This is a genomic window from Polaromonas sp. (assembly GCF_030682935.1).
Classification (GTDB): domain Bacteria; phylum Pseudomonadota; class Gammaproteobacteria; order Burkholderiales; family Burkholderiaceae_C; genus Polaromonas.
In genome coordinates, this window is sequence record NZ_JAUXNA010000111.1 from 1 (window position 1) to 17,543 (window position 17,543).

The following is a 17,543-nucleotide window of genomic DNA, read 5'->3' on the forward strand; positions in this document are numbered from 1 at the left end:
GATTGATCGAAGGCCGCTGCATCAAGGTCGAGCAGGCATAAAAAAACCCGCTGTCACCAGCGGGTTTTTTGAGCAGCACCCTGGGGCGCCGCAGGCATCAATCTGAATTACTTCAGTTTGATTTCCTTGTATTCCACATGCTTACGAACTTTCGGATCAAATTTCATGATCAGCATTTTTTCAGGTGTGGTTTTCTTGTTTTTGTCGGTCGTGTAGAAGTGACCGGTGCCAGCTGTGGATTCCAGCTTGATTTTTTCGCGTCCGCCTTTTGCCATGATGGTTCTCCTTAGACTTCACCGCGGGCACGAAGATCCACCAGGATCGCGTCAATGCCTTTTTTATCAATCAAGCGCAAACCAGCTGCAGTGATGCGCAAGCGCACCCAGCGGTTTTCACTCTCGACCCAAAAGCGGCGGTACTGCAGGTTAGGCATGAACCGGCGCTTGGTTTTGTTGTTTGCGTGAGAAACATTGTTTCCCACCATCGGGCCTTTGCCCGTTACCTGACAGACGCGTGCCATGAGCGCACTCTCCGTAAAAAATTAGAAATAGGATGCTGGAATTCAAGATATCCGTGCTGGACAGACCCTACGAATGCTCAGCTAAGCCATAAATTATAGCCCGAAATCAAAAATATCCAAAAACACCCCGTTGACGGGCCCCTGAAGCGTCGCCAAAGGAAATGATGGCCCGCACTGTTGTCTGGGAGCCGTCTTCAGGCGCTTTGGTCCAGAAACCGCTGGGCATCCAGTGCGGCCATGCAGCCCGTGCCTGCGCTGGTGATGGCCTGGCGGTAAACGTGGTCCTGCACGTCGCCAGCGGCGAATACGCCCGGTACGCTGGTCATGGTGGCGAAGCCCTGGAGACCGGTTTTGGTGATGATGTAGCCGTCTTTCATCTCCAGCTGACCGGCAAAAATAGCCGTGTTGGGCTGGTGGCCAATGGCGATGAAACAGCCCTTGAGCGCGATGTCTTGCGTGGCGTCGTGTTCGGTGCTTCGCAGTCGCACGCCGGTCACGCCCGAAGCGTCGCCCAGCACTTCGTCCAGGGTGTGGTGCAGTTTGAGCTCAATCTTGCCTGTCGCCACTTTTTCATGCAGTTTGTCGATCAGGATGGGTTCGGCCTTGAATTTGTCGCGGCGGTGCACCAGCGTGACTTTGCTGGCAATGTTGGACAAGTACAGCGCTTCTTCCACCGCCGTATTGCCGCCACCCACGACGCAGACTTCCTGGCCCCTGTAAAAGAATCCGTCGCAGGTGGCGCAACCGGAAACGCCGCGGCCCATGAAGGCGGTTTCCGATTCCAGTCCCAGGTATTTGGCAGAAGCACCGGTGGCAAGGATCAGGGCGTCGCAGGTATAGGTGTCGTTGTCACCCGTCAGCGTGAAGGGGCGCTGGCTAAAATCAACCTGGTTGATGTGGTCAAGGATGATTTCGGTCTTGAAGCGCTCGGCGTGCGCCATAAAACGCTGCATCAGTTCGGGCCCCTGCACGCCATCAACGTCGGCTGGCCAGTTGTCGACATCGGTGGTGGTCATGAGCTGGCCGCCTTGCGCGATGCCGGTGATCAGCACCGGGTTAAGGTTGGCACGCGCCGCATAAATTGCTGCGGTGTAGCCCGCAGGGCCTGAGCCAAGGATGAGAACTTTGGAATGTTTCATGATGAAAGACCCGTTGGGAAAGCTTTAGAACTCAGGTAGAGTCGGAGCGCGCGAATGCAGTTGGAGGTAAAACCTTGACTGCATTTTTGCAAGTTGAAGACCATTGTAAGAACTCATGCGACCTGCCGTAGGCGCTGAGGTTTGGAGAAAGCTGATATGACGACGATGGTGTCCAACCTCGAATTGATTCGCCGCGTACCTCTTTTTTCCGTACTGACGGCCAGCCAGGCTGCGTCCGTGGCCGACGCGGTGCTTAAACGCCGTTTCAAGCGGGGCGAGCCGATCGTGGAGCAGAATAAAAAATCCGATGCCCTGTCCATCATCCTCACGGGGCGGGCGCGCGTCCTGACCAGTGACGACCGCGGCCGCGAGGTCATTCTGGCGACCCTGCGCCCCGGCGACTATGTGGGCGAGATGAGTCTGATCGACAACGAACCCCATTCGGCCACAGTGCGCGCAGAGATTCAAACCGACGTCCTGATTCTTGGACGGCTGGAGTTCGCGCGCTGTCTGCCCGAGAACAGTTCCATGGCCTATGCCTTGCTCAAGGGACTGGTGCAGCGCCTGCGCTATGCCGATCGCCAGATTGAATCCCTGGCACTGATGGACGTTTATGGCCGCGTTGCCCGCGCGCTGCTGGAGTTTGCCAGCGACGACGGCGAAGGTAACGCCGTGATCCGCGACAAGGTGTCGCGTCAGGATCTGGCCAAGATGGTCGGCGCTTCACGCGAGATGGTCAGCCGGGTGATGAAGGACCTTGAGGGGCGCGGATTCATTGAAACCCGCCCTGACGGCGCGATGCTGGTCAGGGAACGCCTCCAGGCGATGGGTTGACTGCCGCCGCTCCCTGTTTGACACCCGTCTGACCTTCAGCCCTTGCCAACTGCGGTAAGCTCTGAGCCGGTTTATGACTTACTCACTCGACACCCTGAACTCCAGAAATTCCCCTGCGACGGGCGCGCCCGCCGGCGTCAAACGTTTTGCCCACGAAGTGAGCCTGATTTTGGGGCTGCTCGGCCTGATTTTCTGGCTGGCGGCCCTGCTCAGCTATTCGCCGCAGGATGCGGCCTGGTCAACCTCCGGCAGTGGAGGGGGCGTGAGCGGCGCGCAGCTTGCCGCCCGAAACTGGGGCGGTCGTCTGGGCGCCTGGCTGGCTGATGCCAGTTATTTTTTGCTCGGCTTTTCTGTCTGGTGGGCATGGGTTGTGGGTGGCCAGGTCTGGCTGTCATCGGTGGCGCGCGGGCTGCGCGGCCAGCCACGGGCGCTTGAAGGCTCGCAGCGGGCTCGTCGCATCAAGTTCTGGCTGGGCCTGCTGCTGCTGCTGGTCGCCAGCGCGGCGCTGGAGTGGTCGCGCCTTTACCGTTTTGAGTTCAGGCTGCCTGGCCATGCCGGCGGCGTGCTGGGTTACCTGGTCGGCACCTTGAGCGTCAAGTGGCTGGGTTTTGCCGGTTCTGGCCTGGTCTTTATCACCCTGGGCGTTCTTGCGGTGTCCAGTGTGTTTGATTTTTCGTGGGCCCGCGTGGCCCTGGCGCTGGGCGCCTGGATCGACAACCTGGTCGAATCGCGCCGTGAAAAGCGCGAAATTGCCGAAGATCTGGCGCTTGGCAAACTGGCTGCGCGCGAGCGTGAAGAAACCCTGACGGACGAGCGCATTGACATTGAAGAGCATCACCCGGTTCCGGTGTTGATCGAGCCCGCGCTGGCCGATATCCCCAAAAGTCCGCGCGTCGTCAAGGAGCGGCAAAAGCCGCTGTTTAGCGACATGCCGGACTCCAAACTGCCACAGGTGAACTTGCTCGATGGCGCCTTGCTCAAGCAGGAAAGCGTGGCGCCCGAGACGCTGGAAATGACGTCCCGGCTGATCGAGAAAAAGCTCAAGGACTTTGGTGTTGAAGTGCGCGTGGTGGCCGCCGCCCCTGGCCCGGTGATTACCCGCTACGAAATCGAGCCCGCCACGGGTGTCAAGGGCTCGCAGGTGGTCAGCCTGGCCAAAGACCTGGCCCGCGCCCTGAGTCTGGTGTCTATCCGCGTGATCGAGACGATTCCTGGCAAAAACTACATGGCGCTCGAGTTGCCCAACGCCAAGCGTCAGTCGATCAGGCTCAGCGAGATTCTGGGATCCCAAGCCTACAACGAAGCCAAATCGATGCTCACGATCGGTCTGGGCAAAGACATTGCCGGCCATGCCGTGGTGGCCGACCTGGCCAAAATGCCGCACTGCCTGGTGGCCGGCACCACCGGCTCGGGCAAGTCGGTCGGCATCAATGCCATGATTTTGAGCCTGCTTTACAAGGCCGATGCGCGCGATGTGCGGCTGCTGCTGATCGACCCCAAGATGCTGGAGATGAGCGTCTACGAAGGCATTCCGCACCTGCTGGCCCCGGTGGTGACGGACATGCGGCAGGCTGCCCATGGCCTGAACTGGTGCGTGGCCGAAATGGAAAAACGCTACAAGCTGATGAGCAAGCTGGGCGTGCGCAACCTGGCCGGCTACAACGTCAAGCTTGACGAAGCCAAGGCCAGCGGCGAATTCATCTACAACCCCTTCAGCCTGACGCCCGAGCAGCCCGAGCCCCTGGAACGTCTGCCCTACATCGTGGTGGTGATTGACGAGCTGGCCGACCTGATGATGGTGGTGGGCAAGAAGATTGAAGAGCTGATTGCGCGGCTGGCGCAAAAAGCCCGCGCCGCCGGCATTCACCTGGTGCTGGCCACGCAGCGCCCCAGCGTCGATGTGATCACCGGCCTGATCAAGGCCAACATCCCGACGCGCCTGTCGTTCCAGGTCAGCAGCAAGATTGACAGCCGCACCATTCTTGACCAGATGGGCGCCGAGGCTTTGTTAGGCATGGGTGACATGCTTTACATGCCGAGTGGTACAGGCTTTCCAATTCGGGTGCATGGTGCGTTTGTCAGTGATGATGAAGTGCACCGGGTGGTTGCTTACCTCAAGCAGCAGGGTGCACCTAACTACATTGACGGCGTGCTGGAAGGCGGCACGGTAGAGGGCGAGGGCGGCGACGTGGCGGCTGATGGCAGCGGCGGCGGCGAGAAAGACCCGATGTACGACCAGGCCGTGGAAGTGGTGCTCAAGAACCGCAGGGCCAGCATTTCGCTGGTGCAGCGCCACCTCAAGATTGGCTACAACCGTGCCGCGCGCCTGGTGGAAGAGATGGAAAACGCCGGACTGGTCAGCGCCATGAGTGGCAGCGGCCAGCGTGAAATTTTGGTGCCCGCACGGGCAGAATGAATCTGATGAAACTCCTGTTGAAGCCTTTATTTGCTACTTTTTTAATAGCTGCTTGTTCCCTGTCTGCAAGGGCTGATGGCCTTGAGAGCCTGGAAACCTTCGTGAAGACCGTGAGCAGTGGCCGCGCTGACTTTACCCAGGTGGTGACGGCGCCAGCCAAAGAAGGCCAGACCGCCCGCAGCAAGAAATCAAGCGGAACCTTCGAGTTTTCCCGGCCTAACCGCTTCAAGTTTATTTACCAAAAGCCCTTTGAGCAAAGCATCGTGGCCGACGGCCAGACGCTGTGGCTGCATGACGTGGATCTGAATCAGGTCACTGCGCGCAAGCAGGCCAGCGTGCTGGGCTCCACGCCCGCCGCCCTGATTGCGTCCGCCCCCGATCTGCGTGCCCTGCAGGCCGATTTCACGCTGGCCGCCGCACCCGAGAAGGACGGCCTGCAATGGGTGGTGGCCACGCCCAAGGCCAAAGACGGCCAGTTGCAGACCGTGCGCGTGGGCTTTCGCACGGGCCAGGCCGGAGGCAAGTCCGCCGCAGCGCCCGCTGAGCTGGCGGCGCTGGAAATCCTTGACAGCTTTGGCCAGCGCTCGCTGCTGAGTTTCAGCAACGTGCAGGTCAACCCCAGCCTGCCGTCCAGCACCTTCCAGTTCAAGCCGCCCATGGGGGCGGATGTGATCAGGCAGTGACGATGGCTGGGCTGCTCCGGTCTGACGCTGCGTGATGGCGCAGCGCAAGGACCCCATGGCGACCCCCGCATCGCATTCACCCCTGGCCGAGCGGCTTCGTCCCCAAAACCTGGGCGAAGTCATCGGCCAGCAGCATTTGCTGGGCGAAGGCATGCCGCTGCGCATCGCGTTTGAGTCCGGCCAGCCGCACAGCTGCATTTTGTGGGGCCCGCCCGGCGTTGGGAAAACCACCATCGCCCGCCTGATGGCCAGCAGTTTTGATGCGCATTTCATCACCATTTCAGCCGTGCTGGGCGGCGTCAAGGACATTCGCGAAGCGGTCGAGCAGGCGACGATCTGGCAAGGGCAGAGCGGCAAGCGCACCATCGTGTTTGTGGATGAAGTACACCGCTTCAACAAAAGCCAGCAGGACGCTTTTTTGCCGCATGTGGAAAGCGGCCTGTTCACCTTTATTGGCGCCACCACCGAAAACCCCTCGTTCGAGGTGAATTCGGCCCTGCTGTCGCGCGCGGTAGTGTATGTGCTGCAACCGCTGTCCGACGACGATCTTAAGGAAATAATAGCCAAGGTCCTTGAGGAACGGGCGCTTCCAGCTATTGAAACCATAGCGGATGAAGCGGTCAACCGGCTGGTCGCCTATGCCGACGGCGATGCCCGGCGCCTGCTCAACACCCTCGAATCCCTCAGCGTGGCAGCGCGCAGCGAGCGCATCACGGAGGTGAACGACGCCTGGCTGCTCAAGGTGCTGGGCCAGCAACTGCGCCGTTACGACAAAGGCGGCGAGCAGTTCTACGACACCATTTCGGCGCTGCACAAATCCGTGCGCGGTTCCGACCCCGACGCTGCCCTGTACTGGTTCATGCGCATGCTCGACGGCGGTGCCGAGCCGCGCTACATGGCGCGCCGCCTGATCCGCATGGCCAGTGAAGACATCGGGCTGGCTGACCCGCGTGCGCTGCGGCTGGCGCTCGATGCGGCCGAGGTCTATGAACGCCTGGGTTCGCCCGAAGGGGAGCTGGCGCTGGCGCAGTGCGTGGTCTATCTGGCGGTGGCGCCCAAGCCCAACGCCGTCTACAAGGCTTTCAACGAGGCCAAGGCTTTCATCAAGAAGGACGGCACGCGCCCGGTGCCCCTGCATTTGCGCAACGCACCCACAAAGCTCATGAAAGAACTCGACTACGGTAAAGACTACCGCTACGCCCACGACGAGGAAGATGGTTTCGCGGCGGGCGAGAACTATTTCCCGCAAGGCATGGCCGCGCCCGGGTTTTACCGGCCGGTCAACCGGGGTCTGGAGATCAAAATTTCTGATAAGTTGAATGAGTTGAAGTCAAAAAACAATAAGAAAAACTAATAAAAACAAAATCCTGCTGATAAAGCCTGATTCCAGCCGGGAAATCAGATTTCTCAAGGGTAAACCCCGCGAAAACCGCTCCCTTGGCCCGATTCTCGCTAGTTGTGCGTGGCTACAATTCGCGAATCAGCTCGCCACGTTCGCCAGTTATCTGGCTTTGATCGGCGGGCTTTTTGTTAGCTCACGCTATTTCCCGGTGATCCCGGGGCTTGGCGGTCGCCAGGCGGAGTTGGCAATTTCAATCAAACCGGAGAGTGAGTTATGGAAGTATTGCTACAGCAGATCATCAACGGTCTGGTGCTGGGCAGCATGTATGCCCTGATAGCCCTGGGCTACACCATGGTGTACGGCATCATCAATTTGATTAATTTTGCCCATGGCGAGGTCTTGATGGTGGGGGCGCTCACCAGCTGGACCATCATCGGCTGGATGCTGGAATCCATGCCGGGCACACCGGGCTGGCTGATTTTGCTGATATCCCTGCTGATCGCCTTTGTGGTGTGCGGCGCGCTGAATTTCGCGATTGAAAAAGTCGCCTACCGACCGCTGCGCAACTCCCCCAAACTGGCGCCGCTGATCACCGCCATCGGTATGTCGCTGCTGCTGCAGACGCTGGCCATGATCATCTGGAAGCCCAACTACAAGCCGTATCCCACGCTGTTGCCGGCCGAGCCGCTGCAGATCGCCGGTGCCGTCATCACGGTGACTCAGATCTTCATATTGGGCGCCACGGCGGTTTCGCTGTCGGTGCTGATGTGGCTGGTGCACTACACCAAACTGGGCCGCGCCATGCGGGCCACCGCCGAGAACCCGCGCGTTGCCGCGCTGATGGGCGTGCGGCCCGACACCGTGATTTCGGCCACCTTCATCATTGGCGCCATCCTGGCCGCGCTGGCGGGCGTGATGTACGCCTCCAACTACGGCACGGTGCAGCACACCATGGGATTTTTGCCGGGCCTCAAGGCCTTCACGGCTGCCGTATTTGGCGGCATTGGCAACCTGGGCGGGGCCGTGCTGGGCGGCATTTTGCTCGGACTGATCGAGTCCATAGGCGCGGGCTACATCGGTCCGCTGACGGGCGGCGTGCTGGGCAGCCAGTATTCCGATATTTTTGCCTTTATTGTGCTGATTTTTGTGCTGACGCTCAGGCCTTCGGGTTTGCTGGGTGAACGTGTGGCGGACCGGGCCTAGTCCCGCTGTCCACGCCAATACCAAGCTAAGAGAGAAGGAGAAATTCTGATGAAACCCAAAAAACCACTCACGTTCCTGATCATGGCCGTTGCCTTGCTGGTGCTGCCGCTGGTGCTGCAGCAAGGCGGCAACGCCTGGGTGCGCATTCTGGACATGGCGCTGCTCTATGTGCTGCTGGCGCTCGGGCTCAATATTGTGGTCGGCTATGCCGGTCTGCTGGACCTCGGCTACGTGGCCTTTTTTGCAGTCGGCGCCTATCTGTTTGCGCTGCTCGGCTCACCTCATCTGGCCGAGGCTTTTCCGTGGATTGCCGCGAGTTTTCCGAATGGGCTGCATCTGCCGATCTGGGCCATCATTCCGGCCGCTGCCGCGCTGGCCGGGCTGTTCGGCATCATGCTGGGCGCGCCCACGCTCAAGCTGCGTGGTGACTACCTGGCCATCGTCACGCTGGGTTTTGGCGAAATCATCCGGGTGTTCCTGAACAACCTGGACCGCCCGATCAACCTGACCAACGGACCCAAGGGCATCAACCAGATCGACTCCATCAAGTTTTTCGGCTTCGATCTGGGCAAGTCGCATGAGTTTTTTGGCTTCGAGGTCGCATCGGTCTCGATGTACTACTACCTGTTTCTGGCGCTGGTGCTGGTGTCGGTCGTCATCTGCCACCGGCTTGAAAACTCCCGTATCGGCCGCGCCTGGATGGCGGTTCGCGAAGACGAAATTGCCGCCAAGGCCATGGGCATCAATACGCGCAACATGAAGCTGCTGGCCTTCGGCATGGGCGCCACGTTCGGTGGTGTGTCGGGCTCGATGTTCGCCGCCTTCCAGGGCTTTGTCTCGCCCGAGTCCTTCAGCCTGATGGAGTCGATCATGATTGTGGCCATGGTGGTGCTGGGCGGCATCGGCCATTTGCCCGGGGTCATTCTGGGCGCGCTGCTGCTGGCCGCGCTGCCTGAGGTGTTGCGCCATGTGGCCGGACCCTTGCAGGCCATGACCGACGGCCGGCTCGACTCGGCCATTCTTCGCCAATTGCTGATTGCGCTGGCCATGATCATCATCATGCTGATGCGTCCGCGCGGTCTCTGGCCTTCGCCAGAGCACGGCAAGTCGCTCGCCAAATCTGTTAAAGCGTAAGGAGACGGTATGAGCGAAACCATTCTCAATGTCTCGGGTGTTTCCAAACGCTTTGGCGGCCTGCAGGCACTCAGCGATGTCGGCATCAAAATCCAGCGCGGCCAGGTCTATGGCCTGATTGGCCCCAACGGCGCCGGCAAGACCACCTTCTTCAATGTGCTGACCGGGCTTTATACGCCTGACAGCGGCACCTTCGAGCTGGCCGGCAAGCCCTACAAGCCCACGGCGGTGCATGAAGTGGCCAAGGCCGGCATTGCACGGACCTTTCAGAACATCCGCCTGTTTGCCGAGATGACGGCGCTTGAGAACGTGATGGTGGGCCGCCACATCCGCACCAAGTCGGGCCTGCTGGGCGCCGTTTTCCGCACGCCGGGCTTCAAAAGGGAAGAAGCGGCCATTGCTGCACGTTCCCAGGAGCTGCTTGATTACGTCGGCATCGGCAAGTACGCCCATGCCAAGGCCCGTACGCTGAGCTATGGCGACCAGCGGCGTCTGGAGATTGCCCGCGCGCTCGCGACCGACCCGCAGCTGATCGCGCTGGACGAGCCGGCCGCCGGCATGAATGCCACCGAAAAAGTCCAGCTGCGCGAGCTGATTGACCAGATCCGCAAGGACAACCGCACCATCTTGCTGATCGAGCATGACGTGAAACTGGTCATGGGCTTGTGTGACCGGGTGACCGTGCTCGACTACGGCAAGCAGATTGCGGAAGGCGCGCCCGCCGATGTGCAGAAAAACGAAAAAGTGATCACCGCCTATCTGGGCACCGGTCATTGAAGGAAATCAAGAACATGGCAAACACACTTCTTAAAGTGACCGGCCTCCAGGTGGCCTATGGCGGCATCCAGGCGGTCAAGGGCGTGGACCTGGAAGTCCACGAGGGCGAACTGGTCACGCTGATTGGCTCCAACGGGGCCGGCAAAACCACCACCATGAAAGCCATCACCGGCTCGCTGCCGATGCTGGCCGGGGACATCGAATACATGGGAAAAAGCATCAAGGGCCGTGGCGCCTGGGACCTGGTGAAGGAAGGTCTGGCCATGGTGCCCGAAGGCCGCGGGGTGTTCGCCCGCATGACCATCACCGAGAACCTGCAGATGGGCGCCTATGTTCGCAACGACAAAGCCGGTATTGCCGCCGACATCGAGAAGATGTTTGTGCTGTTTCCGCGCCTGCGCGAGCGCAAGGACCAGCTGGCCGGCACCATGTCCGGCGGCGAGCAGCAAATGCTCGCCATGGGCCGGGCGCTGATGAGCCGGCCCAAGGTGCTGCTGCTCGATGAGCCCTCTATGGGACTGTCGCCGATCATGGTGGACAAGATTTTTGAAGTTGTGCGCGATGTGTCGGCGCTGGGCATGACGGTGCTGCTGGTGGAGCAAAACGCCAGCCGAGCGCTCGGCATTGCGAACCGGGGCTATGTCATGGAATCGGGTAACGTCACGATGAATGGCGAGGCGAAAGAGTTGCTCAACGATCCGCGCGTTCGGGCGGCTTATCTGGGCGAGTAGTCTTAAGTCTTTTAGGCCTGTAGCCCAATTACTGCGGGTGTTTGTAGCTATTTAATTAATAGCAAGATGCCTTTGTTTTTTGGCTGGACGGGATCCTGCGGGCGGCTAGCCACGAATAGCCAAAACGCTATGAATTAAATAGCTTCTTGTGCCCATCCCCATCGGGCTGTAGGCACAAAAGATATACAAATTTGGCCCGTGCTTGCGGCTGGCGCTTTAACAGCAAGCGTCAGCCGCCGTGGTTTCAGGCGTTCCGGTGAGGCCGGCCCACAACCCTCCCGCGTTATGCCGTCTGGGCCTTGTCGGCCTCGGTGGTGAACGAATCGGCAAAAAACTCTTCAGCGGGCAAGCCCGCCAACGCGCTGTACTCGTCGCGGGCTGATTCCACCACGATCGGCGCGCCGCAGGCATAGACCTGGTGGGCCGAGAGGTCGGGGAAGTCTTCGAGCACGGCTTTGTGAACAAAGCCGGTCCGGCCTGCCCAATGGTCTTCGGGCAAGGCGTTGGAGATCACCGGAACGTAGCGCAGATTCGGCATCTCGGCCACTTTGGCCAGCACCCAGTCGTTCATGTACAAATCTTCCGGGCGGCGGCCGCCCCAGTACAGCACGGCGGGGCGCGTGATGCCTTTGAACTGCATGTGCTCGATCAGCGCCTTGATGGGCGCAAAGCCCGTGCCGGAGGCCAGCAGCACCAGCGGCTTGTCGCTGTCTTCGCGCAGGAAGAAGCTGCCGTAAGGCCCTTCAATCCGGAAAATGTCTTTTTCCTTCATGGTCCCAAACACCTGATCGGTGAACTTGCCGCCCGGCATGTGGCGAATGTGCAGTTCGGCGCCGGGCTGGTCGGCCTGGGTATGCGGTGCGTTGGCCATGGAGTAGGCGCGGCGGTCGCCATCCCGCAGCAAAAACTCCACGTACTGGCCGGCGTGGTACTTGAACACGTCGCTGGCGGGCAGCTGCAGGCGAATCACCATCACGTCATGCGAAACCTTGGCAAGGCTGTGGATGCGGACCGGCATTTTCTTGACGGGAAAGGCACTCTCGTCGGTCACCTGGCGCGATTCGATCACCACGTCGCTGTGCGCGATGCTGCAGCAAGTCAGGATGAAACCGTTGGCTTCCTCCTCAGGCGACAAGGCCTTGAGCTGATGCGCGCCGTGGGTCACGGTGCCTTCGAGCTTCTTGCATTTGCAGGTTCCGCAGGCCCCGTCCTTGCAGCCGTAAGGCAGGCCAATGCCCTGGCGGATGGCTGCTGCCAGCAGCGGCTCGTCGGCGTGGGCGGTAAAAGTCCGGCCGCTGGGTTGCACGGTCACGTTAAAGCTCATAGTGGGTATCCTTGGGGTCTTAATTACTCGACTAGGCTGGTTTTCCAGCATTCCCCAATTTTGCCCTCAAACCTGAACCCCCTTGGCGCGCTGCCTTCCCGTTTCCGCAGGCCGCGTGTGTTGATCGTCGGCTGCGGCGATGTGGGCTTGCGCGTGGCCAGCCACCTGCCGTCCCGCGTCAAGCTGATGGCGCTGACCTCTTCGCCCGAGCGTGCGCCCGCCCTGCGGGCGCAGCACATCACCCCCTTGCAAGGCAATCTGGATGACCCGGCGACCTTGCGCCGGCTCGCCGGACTGGCAACCCGCGTGGTGCATCTGGCGCCACCGCCCAGCCACAACCCGGACTGGCGCAGCGACCCGCGTACCCTGGCGTTGCTGCGGGCCCTGCGCCTGCGCAGCGCGCCGCAGTCGCTGGTCTACGGCTCGACCAGCGGCGTCTATGGCGACTGCGCGGGCGACTGGGTGCCCGAAACGCGGCGCGTCAATCCCAACACGCCGCGTTCCCAGCGCCGCGTGCACGCAGAGCACCAGCTGCGCCTGTACGGGCGCGTCAGCGGCACGCCGGTACACATTCTGCGCATTCCGGGCATCTACGCGCCCGACCGCGAAGGCGGCACGCCGCGCGGGCGGCTGCTCAAGGGCACGCCGGTGCTGCGCCAGGAAGATGACGTGTACACCAACCACATCCATGCCGATGACCTGGCACGGGCCTGTCTGGCGGCGCTGTGGCGCGGCAAGCCCCAGCGCATTACCCATGTCAGCGACGACACGCAGTTGTTGATGGGTGACTACTTTGATTTGGCGGCCGACCTTTACCAGCTGCCGCGGCCGCCACGACTGCCGCGCAGCACCGCGCAGGAGCAACTGCCCCTGATGCTGCTGAGCTTCATGGGGGAGTCGCGGCGGCTTGACAACCTGCGGCTGAAAACGGAACTGAAGCTGGTGCTGCGCTACCCGACGGTCGAGTCCGGTTTGCGCGCTTGAGGGGGCGGGCTGGGGTGACAATGGATTCGGTCCAGCCGCAAAATGCACAGTGCTGGCGTTTCTTCTTCCCTGATGATCTTTCGCAAGTTCCTGACCTGCTGCCATGGCTAATCTCAAGGCGAAAACACCGTGTTTTGGACGTTTGAGCGAGATTCTCATCACAGGGGGAAATATGAAACGACTTTATGGAGTCATGGGGCTTTGCATCGCGCTCGGGCTGAGTGCCTGTGGCGGGGGCAGTAGCGGCTCAATTTCGACACCGTCATTTCCGTTGAAAAGCGCCTACAGCACACTGGTAGCGAACGGGTACACCAAAACCTACACGGTTTCTGGAACTTGCAGCGGAACTGCCAGCGAAATGGTGGCGCCGGCCAAACCGGGTGCCATTTTTGAGGGGACGCCGGGGTTTTCGGCGGACAGTACAGTCACCATCAGCCTCACCAACTGCACGCAGGCCACGACGACCGCCACCCTGACCTCTTACTACGACACGAACTACACGCCACTTGGTTTCAATGTCGTCGGTGGTGACTATGGTGTGTACCTGACACCGGCCGTCATTCCGGTCTCCGCGGTGGTCGGGGACAGCGGAATTATTGGTACGGTCACCACTTACACCAACAGCACCAAAACGACGCCAACCGGCCGGGAAGATGTCAGTTACGCGGTCGGGCCCGACGCCGTCAATACGGCGATTGTGAATTTGACGTTCAAGATCTACGACCCAGCGGGGGTGCTGGGCAGCACCGAGCAAGACCGCTACAGAATCACCACTGACGGTGTCATCACCCCGGTGTCTAAAACGGTTGAGGATGTCTCCACGCCCATCACGATTAACCTGACGTTTCAGTGACTGGGGTGGCGGCCTGACGCTTGTTGGCGTTGACAGTACGGCTGTTTGCTTGGCGCCTGAAGGCGCGAGCGGCTGGCGCATGCGAGGCCCACAAAAAAAGCCATCCCTGGTTCAACAGGAACGGCTTTTGGTATTTTGCGGGGCCGGAATCGAAAATCAGGCGATAGCCCGCATGGATGCCAGATTTTATGAATGACTTTTTGAAAAGTACCGTCATTTATAACAGTGTCCCCATCGGTTGCGCCTTGGACACGTCATGACTGATGGTGCGATGGCATGCAGTCCTTTCACACACTCCAACCCGCCCAGAGTCCACTTATAAATTGGGGAAAGTTGTTCAAACAAACGGAGCCACTTCTTTCCCCCTGCGCACCGGCATGCCGATGATGGAATGCCGCCGGATCTACCTCAGCCAAGACGTAGTTTTTCTGGCGGCAAGATCAACTATTTCTTTGCGCGCTTCGGCGGCTTGGCGACCCAAGTACTGGTGGCTTCGTCCCATTCGTGCGCGCGATAGAACTGCATAGTCTCGGCGCGCACTTGCGCGCGCGTCAACTTGCTCAGATCGCGTGGTTCCCCCTTCACCGGCACCCAAGTCTCGGTGACTGCGTCATATTTGTTGGTTTTTAAGAACGCATCGCGCTCAGCTTTCACCTCCGCCCGTGACATCGTGCCAGTGGGCGGCTCGAAGCCCGGCCTCAGAACCCAGTTCTCGGTGGCTGCGTCATATCGGTGACTTTTATAGAAGTCGTCGCGCTCCTTCTTGACCTGCTCGCGCGACAGTGGCGCAGCGACGTTGTCGCCAGCGGTCTGCGCGTTGACCACGCCACCGGTAAATGCGAAAAATAGACCAAAAAGAAGAGGAAGAACTTGCAAGCGCTTCGTTATGAAATTTCCATTCTTTACTTGAACCGCCGTTGTGGATGCTTGAATCGGCGTCTCATCCTTGACGCCGCTTGGCAAAGATCTAGCCCCCAATTGTTCGAAAAGGCCGCATTGAATATGTGAACCGGTTTTCATGATTTATTCTCCAATTGTTTTAAGGAGATATGAAGATAAGCGGCACACGAAACACGGTCTTTGCGAAATCGCAAACAAGTCAAATCTGCATCGTTTTGCCACATGCACTTTCAGAGCACAGGGGATGTTGGCGCTGATGTCAGCTTAATCATTATGGGTACCGGCGCACTAACCCCGGTTTCCAAAGATATCTTGACATCGACGACCCACCTGATTCTTCAGTGACTTGGGTTTGGTCGCTTTGATGCTTGGTAGGTCTACGGCGTCGATGTTCGTCTGCGCCCGGAGGCGTTCGATGGCCTGACCTAAGATGCGCCTCTGGCCGTATCCGCTAACTGCGTGAGTTGGTGTGTAAGCCCACCCACGGCGTGTGGCCAACAAAAAAGCCGTCCCTGGTTAAACAGGAACGGCTTTTGGTATTTGGTGCCCGGGGCCGGAATCTCGTAGCTATAGAAACTGGATAAATGGGAGAATTATGTGAGTTTTGATTCCCACTCCATCAGCTCGGTTCGATTCCACCTTCCCGCTTTGCGGAAAGGAATCCGGCCATCACGCTCCATTGTATTGAGCGTTCGTGGGGTGCAACTGTAGCGGCGGCACATCTCATCGGTTGAAAGGTAGGGCAGCATGCATGCCATCAGCGCGGCCACGTCCTCACGCAACTGGCGCAGTTCAATAACGGCTTCTTCGCTCATGATTCTTTCCAGGTAAGGCAGCCAGCAGTCGAGCACCGGCCGGTGGTGAGGCCGCTGCGGGCCTGCACTGTGAATTTGATGTTGCCTTTGCACTTCGTGCAGGCGATTGCGCCGCTGACTGGCGCGGCTGGGCCGATGCCCTGGGCGTCGCAGTGCTGCCGCTTGATGACGCCCATTGCTCGGGAGCGCGGCCCGACCTGGGAATTCCATAAAACCGTGGTCATTTTGTAATCCTGACGTAAAAAAGCCCGCGATGGCGGGCAGGGTGTTGTTGTGGTGGTCAGGCCATCCGCTTCGGGCAATCCCCGTCAAACGGTGGCGGCATAATGTATGGCACACGGTCCCCACTGGCTGGTGCTGTATGGCGCAAGCATGATGCACATTGAGCGACCACCTCACGCGGCTGGCTGCCCTGCATGAATGGGGCGGTCAGCACGCCGGGACATCGTGCAACGTCGTTGGGCAGCCAGTTCATGGCTTGCCGCCTTTGGCGTCAGCAGGGGCTGGCAGGGCTTGCCAATGGGAGGGGGCAGAGTCGAGCGCCCAGTGTGTTTCCTCGTTTTCGTTCCACTCATACCAGCCTTCTGGCCAGTAGCTCATGTCCGTGACGGGGTCATATTCGCCTTTCGGCTCGAATTCGCCAAAGGCATCCTCTGACAGCGTGAACTTTGGCGCATGGCAGGCGCGCAGCACCTTCTTGCCGCGCGTCACAAGCACGGGCGTTGCCGGGGCAGGCAATTGCTTGTCAATGCTGATCCACCTTGTCTGTTCCACTACCGCAGGCTCTACCCATGCAGCCCGTCCAGCAGCAAAGCCCTCCAGCGCCAGCTTCATTTCGGCGACTGAGATCACGTCGCCGATTAACGCGCGTGCTTCAAATGCCGCGTCGATTTCGTCGTCTGTGACTGGCGCGGTAAGCGGCAGAGCTGGAGCCGCAAGGGCTTTGCGCATGTCCAGTATTGCCTCATCCTGCCAGGCCTCGCGGCCCTCGGGCATCTTGGCAATTTCCAGAGCTTCTTTTCCTTGCTGCATCGCAGCTCGTTGTTGTGCGTTCATCTCATCTCCAGATTTCTGTAATGTAGTTTTTAAAATCACTGGAAAGCTCATGCCGCTCTTCCCATATGAGTGTCGCGATCAGCAGAATAGGGAGAAACGGGACCGTGATAAGAGCGAATGCTCTCCGCTGCCACGGATGGCGACGCCAATAAGGTCGATAGCTCATTGTCCTGGCTCCTTGGTCATGGCTGCGTCGATGGCTTCACCCAATGTTTTCCCATAGAACTCGCCAGCCCGGACGACAACGTAAAACTCACCATCGTGCGCTGCATCGACAATGTGGCCCATATCTAGCCTTCCCAGGTCCTGCCGGCTGATCCAGTCATACCTGTCTGCATCCTTGCGCAGCGCATCCCGCTCGACCGTCATTTTTTTAAGATCAGTAAGCGCTTGCCCGCACAGATCAGTTTCGTAACGGCTTGCTGCCATTGCCGCATCCCGCTCAGCAGTCAGGGCTGTGACCTGCTCATACGCCTTGACGCGCTCGACCGGAATATCTTGACGCTCTATCAGCAGCCGCGCTCGCCGAACCTGGGCGTCGTGGTTGGCCCTCCAGTGATCCCGCTCAGCGGTCAGTGCCGCAATTTCTGCCTCCTTGGTAGCAAGCGCCCCCTGTGCGTCGGATAGCTGTTTTGCCAATGCGAAGTTTTGCGTCAGGGCATCCTCCTGGCGAACAAGGGGTTGTCCGAGCAACTCTCGGTTTGGGTTGAAATACGCCACCACAGGCATGGCCACATCACCCACCGCAGGGCTTGCGCGCAGTGCCCGTAACTCACCCTCAAGTTGGCGGACGGCTCCTGTCAGCTTGAGCACACCAGACCCTTTTAAAAAC

The 17,543-nt window shown here is 59.7% G+C and carries 20 protein-coding genes; 10 read left to right on the forward strand and 10 right to left on the reverse strand.

The features are described from left to right. Nucleotides 1-107 precede the first annotated feature (107 nt). The 3 genes from rpmG to trxB all read right to left on the reverse strand — a co-directional run bounded on the left by rpmG (nt 108) and on the right by trxB (nt 1,659). Nucleotides 108-275 carry a 50S ribosomal protein L33 gene (gene rpmG, locus Q8K05_RS05140; protein WP_305245449.1) on the reverse strand — a complete coding sequence of 56 codons (168 nt, stop codon included), beginning with the start codon at nt 273-275 and terminating at the stop codon, nt 108-110. 11 nt (nt 276-286) lie between these two features. Further along, nucleotides 287-520, reverse strand: coding sequence for a 50S ribosomal protein L28 (rpmB, locus tag Q8K05_RS05145; protein ID WP_305245450.1), 234 nt, complete (start codon nt 518-520; stop codon nt 287-289). Between the two features lie 194 nt (nt 521-714). Then, complete coding sequence (trxB, locus tag Q8K05_RS05150) at nt 715-1,659, reverse strand: thioredoxin-disulfide reductase (RefSeq protein WP_305245451.1); 945 nt, start codon at nt 1,657-1,659, stop codon at nt 715-717. A 156-nt stretch (nt 1,660-1,815) separates the two neighbouring features. On the opposite strand from trxB, the gene Q8K05_RS05155 reads away from it, so the two are divergent. The 8 genes from Q8K05_RS05155 to Q8K05_RS05190 all read left to right on the forward strand — a co-directional run bounded on the left by Q8K05_RS05155 (nt 1,816) and on the right by Q8K05_RS05190 (nt 10,779). Continuing rightward, on the forward strand, nt 1,816-2,493 hold the full coding sequence (locus tag Q8K05_RS05155; protein ID WP_305245452.1) for a Crp/Fnr family transcriptional regulator: 678 nt from the start codon (nt 1,816-1,818) through the stop codon (nt 2,491-2,493). Between the two features lie 73 nt (nt 2,494-2,566). Continuing rightward, nucleotides 2,567-4,909, forward strand: a complete 2,343-nt coding sequence (locus Q8K05_RS05160; RefSeq protein WP_305245453.1) for a DNA translocase FtsK — start codon at nt 2,567-2,569, stop codon at nt 4,907-4,909. Between the two features lie 5 nt (nt 4,910-4,914). Continuing rightward, nucleotides 4,915-5,592: an outer membrane lipoprotein chaperone LolA gene (gene lolA / locus Q8K05_RS05165; RefSeq protein WP_305245454.1), complete on the forward strand. Its 678-nt coding sequence runs from the start codon at nt 4,915-4,917 to the stop codon at nt 5,590-5,592. Between the two features lie 55 nt (nt 5,593-5,647). Further along, the gene (locus Q8K05_RS05170) at nt 5,648-6,946 is read left to right on the forward strand and encodes a replication-associated recombination protein A (RefSeq protein WP_305245455.1); all 1,299 of its coding nucleotides are present in this window, start codon (nt 5,648-5,650) and stop codon (nt 6,944-6,946) included. Nucleotides 6,947-7,207: 261 nt separating this feature from the next. Beyond that, nucleotides 7,208-8,137 (forward strand): branched-chain amino acid ABC transporter permease, encoded by a 930-nt coding sequence (locus Q8K05_RS05175; protein WP_305245456.1) that lies wholly within the window; start codon nt 7,208-7,210, stop codon nt 8,135-8,137. Between the two features lie 48 nt (nt 8,138-8,185). Then, on the forward strand, nt 8,186-9,271 hold the full coding sequence (locus tag Q8K05_RS05180; protein WP_305245457.1) for an ABC transporter ATP-binding protein: 1,086 nt from the start codon (nt 8,186-8,188) through the stop codon (nt 9,269-9,271). 9 nt (nt 9,272-9,280) lie between these two features. Next, the gene (locus Q8K05_RS05185) at nt 9,281-10,048 is read left to right on the forward strand and encodes an ABC transporter ATP-binding protein (protein WP_305245458.1); all 768 of its coding nucleotides are present in this window, start codon (nt 9,281-9,283) and stop codon (nt 10,046-10,048) included. A gap of 14 nt (nt 10,049-10,062) precedes the next feature. Continuing rightward, nucleotides 10,063-10,779 (forward strand): ABC transporter ATP-binding protein, encoded by a 717-nt coding sequence (locus Q8K05_RS05190; protein WP_305245459.1) that lies wholly within the window; start codon nt 10,063-10,065, stop codon nt 10,777-10,779. Nucleotides 10,780-11,062: 283 nt separating this feature from the next. On the opposite strand, the gene Q8K05_RS05195 is transcribed toward Q8K05_RS05190, so the two are convergent. Next, entirely contained in the window at nt 11,063-12,103 is a 1,041-nt protein-coding gene (locus Q8K05_RS05195) for a CDP-6-deoxy-delta-3,4-glucoseen reductase (RefSeq protein ID WP_305245460.1), read from the reverse strand. 60 nt (nt 12,104-12,163) lie between these two features. On the opposite strand from Q8K05_RS05195, the gene Q8K05_RS05200 reads away from it, so the two are divergent. Further along, a complete protein-coding gene (locus Q8K05_RS05200) occupies nt 12,164-13,087 on the forward strand; it encodes an SDR family oxidoreductase (protein WP_305245461.1) in 924 nt (307 codons plus the stop codon). 103 nt (nt 13,088-13,190) lie between these two features. Then, a complete protein-coding gene (locus Q8K05_RS05205) occupies nt 13,191-13,940 on the forward strand; it encodes a hypothetical protein (protein WP_305245462.1) in 750 nt (249 codons plus the stop codon). On the opposite strand, the gene Q8K05_RS05210 is transcribed toward Q8K05_RS05205, so the two are convergent. The 6 genes from Q8K05_RS05210 to Q8K05_RS05235 all read right to left on the reverse strand — a co-directional run. After that, entirely contained in the window at nt 13,921-14,157 is a 237-nt protein-coding gene (locus tag Q8K05_RS05210) for a hypothetical protein (RefSeq protein ID WP_305245463.1), read from the reverse strand. The two genes, Q8K05_RS05205 and Q8K05_RS05210, sit on opposite strands and share 20 nt — an antisense overlap. A gap of 227 nt (nt 14,158-14,384) precedes the next feature. Continuing rightward, on the reverse strand, nt 14,385-14,960 hold the full coding sequence (locus Q8K05_RS05215; RefSeq protein ID WP_305245464.1) for a hypothetical protein: 576 nt from the start codon (nt 14,958-14,960) through the stop codon (nt 14,385-14,387). A gap of 473 nt (nt 14,961-15,433) precedes the next feature. Beyond that, a complete protein-coding gene (locus Q8K05_RS05220; protein ID WP_305245465.1) occupies nt 15,434-15,655 on the reverse strand; it encodes a hypothetical protein in 222 nt (73 codons plus the stop codon). Next, on the reverse strand, nt 15,652-15,879 hold the full coding sequence (locus tag Q8K05_RS05225; protein WP_305245466.1) for a hypothetical protein: 228 nt from the start codon (nt 15,877-15,879) through the stop codon (nt 15,652-15,654). Before Q8K05_RS05225 ends, Q8K05_RS05220 begins: the two co-directional genes overlap by 4 nt. Nucleotides 15,880-16,126: 247 nt before the next feature. After that, the gene (locus tag Q8K05_RS05230; RefSeq protein ID WP_305245467.1) at nt 16,127-16,762 is read right to left on the reverse strand and encodes a DUF551 domain-containing protein; all 636 of its coding nucleotides are present in this window, start codon (nt 16,760-16,762) and stop codon (nt 16,127-16,129) included. Nucleotides 16,763-16,873: 111 nt separating this feature from the next. Further along, on the reverse strand, nt 16,874-17,543 hold a 670-nt coding region (locus Q8K05_RS05235), incomplete at its 5' end, for a hypothetical protein (RefSeq protein WP_305245468.1).